Source organism: Sphingopyxis sp. NFH-91 (assembly GCF_021401285.1).
GTDB lineage: Bacteria > Pseudomonadota > Alphaproteobacteria > Sphingomonadales > Sphingomonadaceae > Sphingopyxis > Sphingopyxis terrae_A.
On the sequence record NZ_JACBGA010000004.1, the window covers coordinates 193,942 to 209,106 of the forward strand.

Below are 15,165 nucleotides of genomic sequence, written 5' to 3' on the forward strand. Positions count from 1 at the left end.
GGACGAGCCGGGCAACAGAATCGTCCCACCTTTCCCTTTTTCAGCTGCCGCCTCTCGCGTCGCCCCTGCGACGGCGTCTCGTCAATGCGCGCCGTCGCATTGACCATGATCGCCCAGCGCCTCGATCACCCGGCAATCGCCGGCCAAGCCGCCGCGGCAGCGGCCGACGATGCGGGTCAATTCATCGCGCAGCGCCGAAAGCTGTGCGATCTTCGCCTCGACCTGTTCCAGATGCGCGGACGCGATGCGATCGGCGTCGGTGCAGTCACGCTCGGGATGATCGGAGAGGTCGAGCAGCGAGCGGATTTCCTCGATCGTGAAGCCCAGTTCGCGCGAGTGGCGCACGAAGCGCAGCCGCGCGCGATGCGCGTCGTCATAGCTGCGGTAATTGGCATCGGTCCGCGCCGGGGCGGGAAGGAGGCCGATCCGCTCGTAATAGCGGATTGTTTCGATGTTGGTGCCAGTGGCACGCGACAGTTCGCCGATCTTCATCGCTTGACCCTGTAGTTGCTACAGGGTGCATATAGGAGGCCGACTCGAAGAACCAAGCGGCCGCCCGGCAATTCCTGCGGCGGCCGAGACGGAAGGAGATGCAGGCGATGGCCGACCAATGCTGCGCCGAAAAAAGCGGAGCGACCGCGCTGAACGACCCCAAGTGGCGGCGCATCCTGTGGATCGCGCTGCTGATCAACGGGGCGATGTTCCTCGTCGAAATCGTCGCGGGCGTCGCAGCCGATTCGCGCGCGCTGCAGGCCGATGCGCTCGATTTTCTGGGCGACAGCGCCAATTATGCGATCAGCCTGACGGTCGCCGGCATGGCGATCGCATGGCGCGCACGCGCGGCGATGCTGAAGGCTGCGACGATGCTGGCGTTCGGGCTGTGGATATTGGCGTCGACGATCTGGGGCTTCATCGGCGGCAGCGCACCGCATGCCGAAACGATGGGGATGATCGGCGTCGTCGCGCTCGCCGCCAATGTCGCGGTCGCGCTGATGCTCTATCGCTACCGGACCGGCGACGCCAATATGCGCTCGGTCTGGATATGCTCGCGCAACGATGCGATCGGCAATCTGGCGGTGATGGCGGCGGCGCTCGGCGTGTTCGGCACCGGGCAGGGCTGGCCCGACCTTTTGGTGGCCGCGATCATGGCGCTGCTTGCCATATGGGGAAGCGCCCAAGTCTTCCGCCACGCGCGCCGCGATCTCGCCGCCGACTGACGCGCATCGCCAGACAGGCACCATTCGTATGCGCCGCGCGGAACCGAACCGGCGGCAAAGCATTTCCCCGCTTTGCCTTCGCCGGTCAGGAGCATATCGTGGCGCACAAGATGCGGATCAGGGGCGCCTTGCACTTCGGCCCGGCGCGCGCGTGCCGACGGCCGCGCGCAGGATGGAGGCACGCGCGTGGCTGATCCCGCAGCGCCCGCGGCAGCCGGCGGCGCCTATGTGTTCAAGCCGCACGAACGCCCGATCATGCCGGGGTCGCCCGCGTCGCCTGACCATCCCGTCGGGCGCAAGGTCGGTTATTTCGTCATTGGCCTGTATCTTGCGATCGTCGGCGGTTTCCAGAATGGCCTGCTCATCGCCAATCTGACGGTGCTGCAGGGGCATCTCGACCTGACGCCCGCAGATGCGGGCTGGGTCACCGTTTCCTATAATATGACCAATGCGTGCATGAGCATCCTGCTCTATAAGTCGCGCCAGCAATTCGGTATTCAGCGTTTCGTGCGTGCGACGATGATCGCGCTCCTGATTGCCAATTTCGTCCAGCTTTTCGATGCCGGTTACCGCATGGAGCTCATCGCGCGCGGCGTGTCGGGGATCGCTGCGAGCGGGCTGACGACGCTTGCTGCCTTCTACATGATGCAAGGCTTGCCGGCGAAGATGCGGATTGCGGGCTTCCTGCTCGGCATCGGGCTGGGACAGGTGGCGATTCCGCTCGCGCGCTCCATATCGCCGCTGTTGCTCGCCGACGGGGACATCGGCAATCTGTTCGTGCTGCAATTCGCGCTCTCGCTCGTCGCGGTCGGCGCGGTCAACATATTGCAGCTCCCGCCGGGCGAAACGATCCGCTCGTTCGAAAAGCTCGACCTTATCACCTTTCCGATCCTGGCAGTCGGCGTCGGGCTGCTCTGCGCCTTTCTGGTGCAGGGGCGCATCATCTGGTGGTCGACGCCGTGGCTCGGCGGCGCGCTGGCTGCGTCGGTGGTGTTGATCGGCACCGCCTTCCTGATCGAACATTACCGGCGAAATCCGATGCTCCACACGCGCTGGATCGGCAGCCGCAACCTCATAAAATTCGCGCTGACCGGCGCACTCGTCCGCGTGCTGACGTCCGAACAGAATTTCGGGGCGAGCGGGCTGCTGTCCGCCACCGGCCTCGTCAACGATCAGCTTGTCACCTATTATGCGGTGCTGTCGTTCGCGACGCTGATGGGGGCAGTGCTTTCGATCGCGCGGCTCGACCCGACCGACCTGCGGCGGCCGATCCTCGTTGCGCTGGCCGTCATTACCGTGGGCGCGTTCCTCGACACCCATTCGGGTCTGCGTACCGGACCGGTGAACCTGTATTTCTCGCAAGGCGCGATCGCCTTCGCCGCGGTCTATGTGATGGGTCCATTGCTACTCGAAGGGCTGCTGCGCGCCATTTCGCGCGGCCCTGCCTATATGGTCAGCTTTCTGGCGGTGTTCAGCCTGTCGCAGACGATCGGCGGGCTTGCCGGGGTCGCGGCGCTATCGGCCTTTCACACACTGCGCACCAAGGCGCATCTGATGACGCTGGGGCAGAGCCTGTCGACGACCAACCCCGAACTGGCGCAGGGGATCAACGCGATCGCGGCGAGTCTGACCGGCAGCATCACCGACCCGGCGCTGCGCAGCGCGACCGCCGCGGGGCAGGTGGTGCGCGAGGCGGCGCGCGAAGCGACGATCCTGGCATTCAACGACGTGTTCGTCGTGATCGGCAGCCTGGCGGCGATCGCCTTCGTCGCGATGTTCGCGCGCTGGGTTTATGATCGACGCCGCGGAATCAATCCATTGGCACGGGAACTTGAAGTCTTGCAGAAACTGAGGGCGCAAAATCAATGAGAGACGACAAACAGGAAGGCGCGCCGCCCGCGCCCGAAACGCGGGCACCGGCTCCGACGCCGGACCCGATGCCGACCCCCGCGCCGGCTGCTGCCGATCCGACCCCGGCGGAATCGTCCGCCGACGCGCCGGCCGAGGGCTGGGCGCCGCCGCGTTCGCGCGGACGGATCATCCTGTTCGGCGCGATCATCCTCGTCGGCGCGCTCGCCATTCTCTACGCTTGGGGACTGCCCCCCTTCCGAGCAAACAGCCAGACGACCGACAATGCCTATGTGCGCGGCCAGACGACGATCATCGCGCCGCAGGTCGGCGGCTACGTGACCGCGGTGCTGGTGCAGGATTTCCAGACTGTCGCGGCGGGGCAGGAACTGGTGCGGATCGACGACCGCATCTACCGCCAGCGCGTTGCGCAGGGCAGCGCCAATATTGCCGCGCAGACCGCCTCGCTCGACAATAGCGCGCAGAGCAGGCGCTCGGCCGAGGCGCAAGTGAAGGCGCAGGAGGCGGCGGTCGCCAACGCCCGCGCGCAGCTCGCCCGTGCCCAGGCCGATATGCGGCGCGTCAACGATCTGGTCGGCGAAGGATCGGTGTCGATCCGCGAACGTGACCAGACGCTCGCGGGGCTCCGCCAGGCCGAAGCAGCGGTGCGGCAGGCCGAGGCGCAGCGCGCGATCGCCGAGGAGCAGGTGCGATCGGTGAGCGTCGGGCGCGGCGGGCTGGAGGCCGGGGTGGCCAATGCAAAGGCGGCGCGCGGTCTGGCCGACATCGATCTTCAGAACACGATCGTTCGCGCCCCGCGCGCGGGCAAGCTGAGCGAAGTGTCGGTCCGCGTCGGCCAGCTCGTCAGCCCGGGCACCCAGCTCATGTATCTCGTGCCCGAGAAGCATTGGGTGGTCGCCAATTTCAAGGAAGCGCAGACCGCGAATGTCCGCGTCGGCCAGCGCGCGACGCTGCGCGTCGATGCGCTGGGCGGCGCCGAGCTGAAGGGTGTTGTTGAAAATATCGCCCCTGCGGCGGGCAGCGAGTTCAGCATCATCAAACCCGACACCGGATCGGGCAATTTCGTCAAGGTGCCGCAGCGGATCGCCGTGCGCATCCGCATCGACCCGAAACAGAAACTAGCCGAGCGGCTCGGTCCCGGCATGTCGGTGGTGGCGACGGTTCATACCGGACGCGGCGAATGAGGCGGCTCACCTTGCCGTTTGCCGGTCTGGCGCTGGCATTGGCGGGCTGCGCGCCCGCGCTGACGCCGCCGCCCGCCGCGAGCGCGGTTGCACCGCCCGCCGACTGGCGCACTGCGCTGCCGACCGACGGTGCGGCGATCGACAGCCGCTGGTGGTCGGCATTCGGCGACGCGCGGCTGACCGCGCTGGTCGAACAGGCGCGCGCGAACAACAGCGACCTTGCCATCGCGGCGGCGCGCGTTGCCGAAGCGCGGGCTCAAGAGCGCGTCGCACGGTCGCTGCTGCTGCCGAACCTGTCGCTGAGCGGGCAAGGGGCCGAGGCGCGCAGCGTCAACGCCTTCGGCCAGCCAACCGAAAGCTTCACCGCGCAGCCGGTGTTCCAGGCGAGCTACGAGATCGACCTGTTCGGCCGCAAAGCCGCGACGCGCGAGGCGGCGCGGGCCAATGCGGCGGCGGTTGCGGCGGCGCGCGAGGCGGCAACACTGTCGGTCAGTGCGGCAGCGGCGAGCGGCTATATCACGCTGCTCGCGCTCGATGCGCGGCGGCAGTTGCTCGCCGAGACGCTGACCTCGCGGTCGGAGGCGCTACGTCTCGCGCGCAGCCGCGCCGAGGCCGGCTATACCTCGCGGCTCGAACTGCGACAGGCCGAGGCCGAATATCAGGCGACGGCGCAGCAGATCCCGGCGATCGAGGCGGCAATCGCGCGGCAGGAAAACGGCCTGTCGCTGCTCGTCGGCGATACGCCGCATGCAATCGCGCGCGGCGGCGGTTTTGCCGCGCTCGCGGTGCCGCCGGTGCCTGCGGTGCTGCCGTCGGAACTGGTGCGGCGGCGGCCCGACATCGCGCAGGCTGAATATGCGCTGGCGGCGACCGACGCCAATCTGCGCGCCGCGCGGGCGCAATTCCTGCCGCAAGTCCGGTTGGCGGCTTCGGCGGGGGCGGTGATCTCTTCGGCGCTGGGCGATCCGATCAGCATCTGGTCGGTCGGCGGCAGCATATTGGCGCCGGTCTTTTCGGGCGGACGGCTGCAAGGCCAGTTCGACGCCGCGACCGCGCAGCGCGATCAGGCGGCTTTCGCCTATCACAAGACGGTGCTCACCGCCTTTCGGGAGGTGGAGGACCAGCTGGCGGCGATCGACCGGCTCAACGCGCAGGAACAGGCGCTGATGGCGCAGCGCGCGGCGGTGGCCGATGCGCTGCGGCACGCGACCAACCGCTATCGCGCGGGCTATTCGCCCTATCTGGAACAGCTCGACGCGCAGCGGTCGCTGGTCGGCGTCGATCTCGCGCTGATCCAGCTCCGCGCCGACCGCCTGAACGCTTATGTCGCCCTCTATCAGGCGCTCGGCGGCGGCGCCCCGGCGGCTTAGTCGCCAGCGAGGATCTTCTCGATCCCCGATGCCACCGCGGGGTGATAGGTGGCGCGCGAGCGGGCGAACAGGTCGCGCGCGATCGCATCGCCCCACGCGCCCTGACGCTTCAGCCCGGTGTAGAGCGGCTGGATTAGCAGACCGCGCCCGACGGTGCCCGCGAACTGACGCAATGACGGTAGCGCGGGTTCGTAGCGGTTGGCGATGGCAAGCTCGAGCCAGGCCGAACGGACATAGGCGTTGGTTGACGCCGACAGACCCAGCGTTTCGTCGAGTTCCTTGAGCCGCGCCGCGCTCTGCGTCCGCGGGATGCCGTTCAGGAAACGCAGCCATTGCTGCGTCGTCCATCCTTCGGGCGCGATGGCGCGCGCCGGACCGCCGGCGTTGAAGGCGACAAACTTGGCATCGACCGCGGCCAGCGTCGCGCTCTTGTGGTGCACCGCATTGTCGGGCAGGCCCGCGGCATAGGACCAGCGGTCGAGTTGCAGCGACAGTTCGAGCGCCGGGTCGCCCTTCAGCAGATTTTCGCGCAGATCGGTCAGGAAACCCGCGGTCGTCTGCGGCTGAAAGGCATGGCGGTCGAAATAGGATTTGAGATAGGCGTCCCAGCGCGCGCGGCCGACCGTCGTTTCGATCATGCGCAGGAAGTTGGACCCCTTGGTATAATCGAGCGTGCCGTCGCCGGGTGCACCGTGCAGCCGGGTCTTGGCGCCGGTCTGGCCGCCATTGGCGTCGATGTCGCGCATCATATTGTCCCAGTCGAGATCGGCATACATCGCCGCGCGCTCCTTGCCATAGAGCGCCTCCATGATCCGGTTCTCGAAATAGGTAGTGAAGCCTTCGTTGAGCCAACTGTCGGACCAGGTCGCATTGGTGACGAGGTTGCCCGACCAGCTATGCGCCAGTTCGTGCGCGACGACGTCGGTGTTCGACCGGTCGCCGGTGATGATCGTCGGCGTGAGAAAGGTCAGCATCGGGTTTTCCATGCCGCCATAGGGAAAGGAGGGCGGCAGGACGAGCATGTCGTAGCGGCCCCAGCGATAAGGGCCATAGAGCGCCGAGGCCGCGTCGATCATCTTTTCGACATCGCCGAATTCGCGCGCCGCGGCGTCGAGCATCGTCGCTTCGGTCCACACGCCCGAGCGTGAGCCGAGCGAGCGGAATTTAAGGTCGCCGACCGCGAAAGCGATCAGATAGGGCGGCACCGGCTTGTCCATGCGAAAGCGAAAACGGCGGCGACCGTCGGGCAGCGCTTCGCCCTTGTCGCCGCTCAGCTTCTCGCCGCTCATCACCGCGACGAGATCGCCCGGCACGGTCAGCGTCGCATCCCAGGTCTGACGGATACCGGGGCTGTCCTGCGTCGGAATCCAGCTCCGGTTGAGGATCGCCTGGCCTTGGCTGAAGAGATAGGGCTTGGTCTTGCCCGCAGTCATTTCGGGCGGCAGCCATTGTAGCGCATTGGCTCCCGGCCGGCTGCGATAGGCCAGGACGATGCGCTGCGCGCCATCGAGTTCGACCGTCAGCGCCGAACCGAGTTCGGGATCGGCATCGCCGACCGCCCATTTTAGCGGCTTGCCATTTGCATCGGTGACCGAAGAAATCGCCAGATTGTCGGCATCAAGAACGATCGACTGCGCATTCTTGGCGGTGAGCAGATTGAGCGTCGCGGTGCCGCCCAGCGTGCGGGTCGCGAAATCGACATCGAGGTTCAGCGACACATGGGTGACGCGGGCGACCTCGGGATCGGCGTGGGTCCACACGTCCTTCGCCTCGGGCGTCGTCAATATGGGGGCAGGGGCGGTCGCCGTCTGTGCGGCGAGGGGCGAGGCGCCGGCGAGCAGCGCGGCGGCGAGCAGGATCATACGCATGGGAAGGCGGCGTAGGCGGCGGCGCACGAAACTGCAACCGGCTGGTGGCACGAAGCAATCTTGGCGAACGCGAAATTGTCGGTGGAGATTGCGGCCGATCCGGCGCAAGGTGTGCGCCATGCCCGCATGGCCATTCTCCGCGCGGGATGTCGATGATTCAAATGATGGATTTTGCCAATGACCCAATATCGCCCCATTTCGTTCGCCGCGGCCGCGCTCGCCGGCGCTGCTCTGCTCGCCCCTCCCGCGCTCGCCGAAGAGGGGATGTGGACCTTTGATGCCTTTCCGGCGCAGCAGGTGAAACAGACGTATGGCTGGGCGCCCGACCAGGCATGGCTGGGCAAGGTGCAGGCGGCCGCGGTGCGTCTGACTGGCGGCTGTTCGGCAAGCTTCGTATCGGCCGAAGGCCTGATCCTGACCAACCACCATTGTGTCGCAAGCTGCCTGTTCGACAATTCGAAGGCGGGCGCCGACTATCTCAACGACGGTTATGTCGCCGACCGCCGCGACATGGAACTCAAATGCCCCGGTCAGCAGGCCGAGGTCGTCACCAGCATCGGCGACGTCACCGGGGCCATCAAGGCGGCGATGGGATCGCTCGCGGGTGAAGCGCTGACCAAGGCGCGCGACGCGAAGATCGCCGAGATCGAAAAGAGCGGTTGTCCCGACACCGACAAGACGCGCTGTCAGGTCGTCACCCTGTTCGGCGGCGGTCAGTACAAGCTCTACAAATATCGCAAATATTCCGACGTGCGGCTGGCATGGGCGCCCGAAGATCGCGCCGCGACCTTCGGCGGCGATCCCGACAATTTCAACTTCCCGCGCTATTCGCTCGATGCAAGCTTCCTGCGCGCGTACGAGAATGGCAAGCCGGTCGCGACGCCCGCGCACCTGCAATGGAACCCGCGCGCGCCGCGTGAGGGCGAGATGACCTTCGTCGTCGGCAACCCCGGTTCGACCAGCCGGCTCTACACGACCAGCCAGCTTGCCTTCGAGCGCGAACTGCGTCTGCCGATCACGGTGACGACCTATTCCGAACTGCGCGGGCGCCTGCTGCGCGCGATGGAGGAAAGCAAGGATCATGAACGCGAAGGGCTCGATCTTCTCAATGGGCTCGAAAACAGCCTGAAAGTCTATATCGGCCGCCAGAAGGCGCTGAACGACCCGGCCTTCACCGCGACACTGGTCGCCAAGGAGGACGAGCTCAAGGAGAAGAGCGAGGGGAATGCCGCGATCGGCGATCCCTGGGCGTCGGTCGACAAGGCGGTCGGCGCCTATCGCTCGCTCTATTTGCCGGCGCGCTTCACCAATCCGATGAGCGATCTTTATGGCTATGCCGAAACGCTCGTCTATGCGGCGCAGGAGCGCTCGAAGCCCAATGGCGAGCGCCTGCCCGGCTACACCGACAGCGCGCTGCCGCTGACCAAGAAGAGCCTGCTCGATGCGAAGCCGGTCTATCCCTGGCTCGACGAACTGACGCTCGAATGGAGCCTGTCGAAGGCGCGTGAATATCTGGGTGCCGACGATCCCGACACCAAATTGCTGCTCGGTCAAGAAAGTCCCGAACAGCTCGCCAAGCGGCTCGTCGAAGGATCGAAGCTCGCCGATCCCGCCTATCGCCAGACGTTGTGGGACGGCGGACTTGCGGCGATCGAGGCCAGCGACGATCCGATGATCCGCTTCGCGCTGCGCCTCGCGCCGCGCCAGCGCGCGCTAAAAAACGCGGTCGACGAGGCCTATGGCGGTCCGCTCGCCGTCGCCGGCGGCAAGATCGCCGACGCGCGCTTCGCCGCCTATGGCAACACGCTCTATCCCGACGCGACCTTCACGCTGCGCATTTCCTATGGCCAAGTGAAGGGCTGGATCGAGCGCGGCAATGCGGTACCGATCGCAACCACGATGGGCGGTACCTTCGACCGCGCGACGGGCAACCCGCCGTTCGACGTCGCCCCGGCTTTTGCGGCGAAAAAGGCGGCCATCGATCCGGCGGTCACCTATGACTTCGTGACGACCAATGATATTATCGGCGGCAATTCGGGCTCGCCGGTGATCGACAAGGCGGGTACCGTCATCGGCGCCGCGTTCGACGGCAATATCCACTCGCTCGGGGGCAATTACGGTTACGACGGCACGCTCAACCGTACCGTCGTCGTTTCGACCGCTGCAGTGCAGGAAGCACTCGAAACCATCTATCCCGCGCCGGCGCTGGTGAAGGAGCTGGCGGGCAAATAGCGATGCCTGCTTCGCCGCGGAGGTGATGCAGACAGGTTGCGGCGGGCGGCGGACCAACCGTCGCCCGTCGCAGCGGACTCATCTCGATGGCCGGGCTTAAGCGCGACGACAATAGCTGAAAGCGCCGACGCAAACGGCGCGCCCCGCGGGGTAATTCCAAGTGAATGCCCAATTTTTGAAGTCCCGCAGGACTGTATGGTGCGCGACGCAGTCCGGACAGCTCCGGTCTCACCCTGATTTTCCCTGATAAGCAGGGAATAAACAGGGTAATTCCAAATTTTGATCTGTTTTGGCTAATTTCTGCTGCTCGAACGCCCCGCTTTTCTGGTGTTTCTGGAGCGATTTTCCCTACGCGGCAGAACAGGGAAAGATATTGCCAATAACAGGGAAAGCAGTCGGCCAGATCAGGGAAAGCCGCGCTTTCCAAGAAATGTAAACTCTTCAAACAAAATCAGAAAATTCGCGTGACTGGTTGCGGCCGAGCGCGTGGACGCGTATATAGGCCGCAAGCGCCCTTCTGCGGAAGGGCGGCGCCAGAAGACGAGGACTGAGTTTAACCAGGTCTCGTTTTCGCATGTCGGCGAGACCTCAAACGAGGAGGTCCGCGTGCCGAAGCCCAACAAGAGTTCGACGGGATCAAACCGTCAGTCGGTGCAATGTCCGCACGAGCATGTGGCGCTGTCCGAGTTGTCGCCTGCCGCGCGGCGGGTCCGCAAGCATCCCGCGCACAAGCGCCGAATGGTCGAGGCGAGTATGGCCGAATATGGCATATTGCAACCGCTCGCGATCAACGCCGCCGGAGTGATCGTCGATGGCCACCTGCGCTGGGAGATCGCGAAGCAGCTCGGCTGGCACATGGTGCCGGTGATCCGCATCGAGCATTTGAGCGATGCCGAGCTGCGTGCTTATGCGCTCGCAGCGAACAAGCTGCCGGCAGTTGCGAACTTCGATGTTGAGGCATTGCGGCTTGAGCTGGAAGAGATCCGCGCTGAAGTGCCGACACTCGATATCGGCCTCACCGGGTTCAGCATCGGCGAAGTTGATCGCATCGTCGGTCATCACCAGGCCGGGCTTTATGACGATCTTGATGAGGAGCCCGCGGACGACACCGCTCCACCGCGCGCCAAGCGAGGCGACCTTTATATACTGGGTGCGCACCGGCTGATCTGCGGCGATAGCCTGGACCCCGCTGTGATCGCGCGTCTGATGGACGGAGGTGTTGCGAAGGCGGCATTCACCGATCCTCCTTATAATGTGAAGATCAACGGCCATGTCTCGGGTAGCGGCGAGCATGACGAATTCGCGATGGCGTCGGGCGAGATGTCGCGCGAGCAGTTCGTGGCCTTTCTGTCCGGCGCCTTCTCGAACCTCACCGCGATCCTCGCCGATGGTGCGATCGCGTTCGTCTGTATGGACCATGCCCATGTCGGCGAGCTGATCGAGGCCGGCGACGCCTGCTTCGACAAGCGCCTGAATATATGCGTCTGGGACAAGGGGCAGGGCGGAATGGGCTCGCTGTATCGGAGCCAGCATGAACTCGTGTTCGTGTTCAAGCACGGCACCGCGCCGCATCTCAACAATGTCGAGCTTGGAAAGAACGGTCGGAACCGCACGAACATCTGGAGCTTTCCCGGTATGGCCGGGGTGGGGAAGCGAAGAAAGAAGGCGCTCGAGCTTCATCCGACCGTGAAACCGGTAGCGCTGGTCGCCGAGGCGCTACTCGATGTGACCGCGCCCGGCGACATCGTCGTCGATCTCTTCGGCGGCTCCGGCAGCACGCTGATAGCCGCCGAGCGCATCGATCGCGCCGCCCGCCTCGTCGAATATGAGCCCCGCTACGTCGACCGCACCATTGCCCGATGGGAACGCCTCACCGGCAGAAAGGCCGTGCTGGTCCACGCGGAGCCCGAACCCGAACAACCCCACGTTGAAGCAACTGAAAATGGAGTCGACCATGTCGAATGATTATTCTGAAATGCCCTATGAGGTGGGGAAGGGGAAGCCGCCGCGCGAGCATCGGTTCCGGCCGGGGCGATCCGGCAATCCGAAGGGGCGACCGCCGAAGGACCGATCCCCCGATCATCGAATGATGAATGAACTGCTCATCGCCGTTGCCAGTGAGCCGATCAAGGTTCGCATCAATGGTGAGGAGCGTGAAGTATCCAAGCGCGCGGCGATCGCCATCGCCCTTATAAACGATGCATTGACCGGCACGCCCGCGCAGCGAACGAGAGCCTTTCAGGCTTTGGACAAGGCTGGCGCCTTTAATGTCCTCTCGTCCAGCGTCATCCCGAGCGATGAAGCGCGGCGCCGTTTCCTTCAGGCGCTGGCCGATGAATTTCAGGAGAACGAGGAGTTCCGGCCCGGATCGCCAAATGGCGGATAGTTAGCGCGCGCGATCGAGGATCCATTGCGTCAGGCCGCAATCGATCGCCAGTCGGGCCAACCGGCTGCCCGTCAGGATTGTGGCTGATGGATCACCGGCACTCGCGACGTCGAAGGAAGGGGAGTGGCAGATGAGCAGCATGCTGTCTGCCGCTCCCTGTTCGATCAGCCGCGTCCGATAATCGAGAAATGTCTCCTTCGTTGCCGCGGATTTGACCTGCACGGCCATGCATTTTCGCTGGAATCGGGGTTCAGCCGCATGAAATTGCCGAGGATCGACCTTTCGCGATCGAGAATGCATACGCGCCGATCGAGTAATGCGAAGTCCAAGTCGACCGAAACGCATCCCCCGGCAGGCTGCATCCGCGCGAGGCGATAATCCCGGGCGGGGGGGGGGGGGGAGGGCACAAATTGGCCGCCGGCAATAGGCGCACGATGCCGGCGGCCAATCTTCGCGGACCGCTCTCTACGCAACCTTCGCGTAATGCAGCAGGTCGACCATCCTGAAATCGTCGCCCGTCTTCGACGCATCGACGGTCGGCAGGAAGGGCTGCCATTCGGGATCCTGTGCCAGATAGGAGCCCTTGTCGCCGTGGAGCAGCCCGAGGAACACCTCGGTGACGATCCGCGCCCCGACCGGGCCGAGCCGCTCGCCATTCTCCACCGTCTGCGCCTCGCGGAGGATGTAGAACCAGAGCGGCGTGCGGTCGTCGAAGCCGTGAGGCTTGAGGTCGGCAAGGTCGCCCTTCGACAGCTCAGGCAGCTTCATCGCGCGGGCGACGCGCTGGCCCGAGGGGAGCGCGAAGGTCAGGTGACGCAGCAGGTTGCGCTGCGCGAGCGACGCCGGGTTGGTCTTGGGATCGGGGTTGGGCACCACCGAGCCCGGCAGGCGGAACAGCGCGGTCGACAGCGTCGTGTCGATCTTCTTGTTCGGCTTCACATTGCCGTCGGCGAAGTCGAAGAAGGTCGGCCAGTCGACGAAACGCCGCGGCGCGCGGCAGCCGCCCGACAGGTCGTCGGGATCGTCGGGGTCCGACGGGGTGGGCTTGAAGATCATCGCGAAGAAGGGATTGCCGCCGTTGCCGGTGAAGTTCGCGCGGTAGGACGGGCGGATCTGGCTGTGCCCGAAACGATAGGCGGCGACCGAGAATTCGACCGGAATATAGGGCTCGTTGTGCCAGCTGTAATATTTGCGCCCGTTCTGCAGCACATCGTCGACCACCGCATCGCCGCAGGTCCGGCGCAGGAACTCATGGACTACGATCCATTGATAATGCCAGCGCACGATCCGCTGCGCCTCGGCGAAAATCTCGTCGGAGCCGGTCAGCTTGATCTTGGTCTTCACATAATCGACGACCTCGTTGTGGAATTTCAGGAACGCGACCTGGAGCTGGCTGATGATGAGATTTTCATCATCGCGCGGATCGCCGATCAACGCGACCTTCTGGCTGTTGCGCGGCAGGTCGAACTTGTTCGCGGTGCCCGTCGCTTCGAGCAGGAATTTGCCGCCCTTGCCGCCTTGCGTGTCGTAGAGATGCGGGCTGCCGCCCGGCCCGGCGCCGTAGACATTGTCGAGGCCGAGGCTCGGCGTGCGGAAATTGGCGATCTGTTCGGGATCGGCCTGCCGTTCGAGGCTGGAGGTCGGGTCGAACGTCATGTCATGGTCGAGGAACTGGCCGAGGAAGGTGAAGCCCGCGGTCAGGTTGGGGTTGTCGCTGTTCTTCGCCGACAGCGCCGGGTTGGTGATGAGCTCGGCGGGCGTCTTGGCCAGATTGTCCTTGGCATCCATGATCCCGCCAGGCTTGCCGATCTCCATCAGCGCGGCGCGGACATCGGGGGTATCGGCGGCAAAGGGGGGCAATTCGCCGAACATGCGGCCGAAGCGGCCAGCGTCGGAATATTTTGAGCGCGGCGGAACGATGTCGCGCGGATATACGCCGTGACGAGGCATGGCAGTCTCTCCTGCTATCTAGCTATGCTGTTGCGATTTTTGGGAGGGCTTCGCCGTCAAGGAGACGGCGCGCATCCGCTGTTCTGGCACGACACCAAGACGGGCAGGTTGCGCGCGCGACGGGCGCTTTTAAAGATAAAAGAGGCTTAATGCCGCGTTAGGCTGACAGGGAGGTGCTTTAACGCGACCAAGTGCGCGCGGTCTGTCTGACGGATTGGCCGGCGTTTCGATCGGGAAAAAGCGGGCTAGCCTTCCAACCGCGCAAGCGGTGTGGTTCCCGGTCCGTCGCGCCGCCGGGCCGGGCAGCGCGGGGGCCTCGGCTTACGGATGCGGATTATGCCGCTGGTTCAGCAACCTCGCTCAGTCCGCCGTCCGTTCGGCGATGCGCCGTAGCTCCGCCTCCGACACAATCGTCAGATGCTGATTCCGGCTGACCAGCAGCCGCCTTCGATCCCATTCGGCGAGCGTTCGGCTCGCGGTGTGGAGCGTGGTCCCCGCGATGTCGGCGATGTCCTTGCGCCGGAGCGGAAAGGCGATCCGCACGCCCTCGTCGTCACGGCAGCCGGCCTGTTCGAGCAGGCGCAGCAGCGTCCGCGCAATGCGGCGCTCGGCGCTCTGCGTCGCGAGCTCGCGCAATCGCTCCTGCGCTTCGCCGAGGCGCTTGCCGATGATGCCGGCCATGTTGATCGCGACCTGCGATTGCCGCCGCATCAGCGCGAGCAGATCGGCGGGATCCCAGCTGATCTCGACCGAGTCGACCATCGCGGTCGCATCGGCGGGATAGAGCCCGTCGGTGAGGAACGGGACGCAGCCGAAAATCTCGCCGGCCCCGATAAGACGCACGAGCATCTCTTCGCCGTCGCTCCCAACCTGCGAGATACGCACACAGCCTGCGAGCAGCGCGTGCGCGCGGCCGGCGCGCTCGCCCTGGCCGAAAATGCGGGTGTCATGCGGCAGTTCGCGCAACCGTCCCGATGCGATCACCTCTTCGCGCGTGGCCGACGGCAGTCCGGCCAGCAGCGCGAGAGTGCGGATCGTCCTGGGATCGACGGAGGTTCGGGCGGCCATGACTCGCTTCTAACGGCGCCG

The 15,165-nt window shown here is 65.2% G+C and carries 12 protein-coding genes; 7 read left to right on the plus strand and 5 right to left on the minus strand.

What is annotated here, in order from left to right:
• Positions 1 to 81 precede the first annotated feature (81 nt).
• A complete protein-coding gene (locus L0963_RS11190; protein WP_062902086.1) occupies positions 82 to 492 on the minus strand; it encodes a MerR family transcriptional regulator in 411 nt (136 codons plus the stop codon).
• 107 nt (positions 493 to 599) lie between these two features.
• Here L0963_RS11190 and L0963_RS11195 point away from each other — a divergent pair, with 107 nt between their 5' ends.
• The 4 genes from L0963_RS11195 to L0963_RS11210 all read left to right on the plus strand — a co-directional run bounded on the left by L0963_RS11195 (position 600) and on the right by L0963_RS11210 (position 5,640).
• On the plus strand, positions 600 to 1,217 hold the full coding sequence (locus L0963_RS11195) for a cation transporter (protein WP_234179537.1): 618 nt from the start codon (positions 600 to 602) through the stop codon (positions 1,215 to 1,217).
• Positions 1,218 to 1,403: 186 nt separating this feature from the next.
• A complete protein-coding gene (locus L0963_RS11200) occupies positions 1,404 to 3,086 on the plus strand; it encodes an MFS transporter (protein ID WP_234179539.1) in 1,683 nt (560 codons plus the stop codon).
• Complete coding sequence (locus L0963_RS11205; RefSeq protein WP_234179541.1) at positions 3,083 to 4,270, plus strand: HlyD family secretion protein; 1,188 nt, start codon at positions 3,083 to 3,085, stop codon at positions 4,268 to 4,270. Before L0963_RS11200 ends, L0963_RS11205 begins: the two co-directional genes overlap by 4 nt.
• Complete coding sequence (locus L0963_RS11210; RefSeq protein WP_234179543.1) at positions 4,267 to 5,640, plus strand: efflux transporter outer membrane subunit; 1,374 nt, start codon at positions 4,267 to 4,269, stop codon at positions 5,638 to 5,640. Before L0963_RS11205 ends, L0963_RS11210 begins: the two co-directional genes overlap by 4 nt.
• Here the strand turns inward: L0963_RS11210 and L0963_RS11215 are convergent.
• The gene (locus L0963_RS11215) at positions 5,637 to 7,508 is read right to left on the minus strand and encodes a M1 family metallopeptidase (protein ID WP_234179545.1); all 1,872 of its coding nucleotides are present in this window, start codon (positions 7,506 to 7,508) and stop codon (positions 5,637 to 5,639) included. The two genes, L0963_RS11210 and L0963_RS11215, sit on opposite strands and share 4 nt — an antisense overlap.
• Before the next feature lie 177 nt (positions 7,509 to 7,685).
• On the opposite strand from L0963_RS11215, the gene L0963_RS11220 reads away from it, so the two are divergent.
• The 3 genes from L0963_RS11220 (at position 7,686) to L0963_RS11230 (ending at position 12,126) form a co-directional block, all read left to right on the plus strand.
• On the plus strand, positions 7,686 to 9,740 hold the full coding sequence (locus L0963_RS11220; RefSeq protein WP_234179548.1) for a S46 family peptidase: 2,055 nt from the start codon (positions 7,686 to 7,688) through the stop codon (positions 9,738 to 9,740).
• 753 nt (positions 9,741 to 10,493) lie between these two features.
• Positions 10,494 to 11,705: a DNA modification methylase gene (locus L0963_RS11225; protein ID WP_442800561.1), complete on the plus strand. Its 1,212-nt coding sequence runs from the start codon at positions 10,494 to 10,496 to the stop codon at positions 11,703 to 11,705.
• The gene (locus tag L0963_RS11230; RefSeq protein WP_145923508.1) at positions 11,695 to 12,126 is read left to right on the plus strand and encodes a DUF5681 domain-containing protein; all 432 of its coding nucleotides are present in this window, start codon (positions 11,695 to 11,697) and stop codon (positions 12,124 to 12,126) included. The genes L0963_RS11225 and L0963_RS11230 overlap by 11 nt, the downstream gene beginning before the upstream one ends.
• Here the strand turns inward: L0963_RS11230 and L0963_RS11235 are convergent, their stop codons facing one another.
• The 3 genes from L0963_RS11235 to L0963_RS11245 form a co-directional block, all read right to left on the minus strand.
• Entirely contained in the window at positions 12,127 to 12,354 is a 228-nt protein-coding gene (locus L0963_RS11235; protein WP_234179551.1) for a hypothetical protein, read from the minus strand.
• Positions 12,355 to 12,591: 237 nt separating this feature from the next.
• Positions 12,592 to 14,076, minus strand: a complete 1,485-nt coding sequence (locus L0963_RS11240) for a peroxidase family protein (RefSeq protein WP_234179554.1) — start codon at positions 14,074 to 14,076, stop codon at positions 12,592 to 12,594.
• Between the two features lie 360 nt (positions 14,077 to 14,436).
• Positions 14,437 to 15,144 carry a Crp/Fnr family transcriptional regulator gene (locus L0963_RS11245; protein WP_234179557.1) on the minus strand — a complete coding sequence of 236 codons (708 nt, stop codon included), beginning with the start codon at positions 15,142 to 15,144 and terminating at the stop codon, positions 14,437 to 14,439.
• Positions 15,145 to 15,165 lie beyond the last annotated feature (21 nt).

Coding starts and splice junctions, on each gene's coding strand:
- L0963_RS11190 (WP_062902086.1), bottom strand. CDS start 492: ATGAAGATCGGCGAACTGTCGCGTGCCACTGGCACCAACATCGAAACA.
- L0963_RS11195 (WP_234179537.1), top strand. CDS start 600: ATGGCCGACCAATGCTGCGCCGAAAAAAGCGGAGCGACCGCGCTGAAC.
- L0963_RS11205 (WP_234179541.1), top strand. CDS start 3,083: ATGAGAGACGACAAACAGGAAGGCGCGCCGCCCGCGCCCGAAACGCGG.
- L0963_RS11210 (WP_234179543.1), top strand. CDS start 4,267: ATGAGGCGGCTCACCTTGCCGTTTGCCGGTCTGGCGCTGGCATTGGCG.
- L0963_RS11215 (WP_234179545.1), bottom strand. CDS start 7,508: ATGCGTATGATCCTGCTCGCCGCCGCGCTGCTCGCCGGCGCCTCGCCC.
- L0963_RS11220 (WP_234179548.1), top strand. CDS start 7,686: ATGACCCAATATCGCCCCATTTCGTTCGCCGCGGCCGCGCTCGCCGGC.
- L0963_RS11225 (WP_442800561.1), top strand. CDS start 10,494: ATGGCCGAATATGGCATATTGCAACCGCTCGCGATCAACGCCGCCGGA.
- L0963_RS11230 (WP_145923508.1), top strand. CDS start 11,695: ATGTCGAATGATTATTCTGAAATGCCCTATGAGGTGGGGAAGGGGAAG.
- L0963_RS11235 (WP_234179551.1), bottom strand. CDS start 12,354: ATGGCCGTGCAGGTCAAATCCGCGGCAACGAAGGAGACATTTCTCGAT.
- L0963_RS11240 (WP_234179554.1), bottom strand. CDS start 14,076: ATGCCTCGTCACGGCGTATATCCGCGCGACATCGTTCCGCCGCGCTCA.
- L0963_RS11245 (WP_234179557.1), bottom strand. CDS start 15,144: ATGGCCGCCCGAACCTCCGTCGATCCCAGGACGATCCGCACTCTCGCG.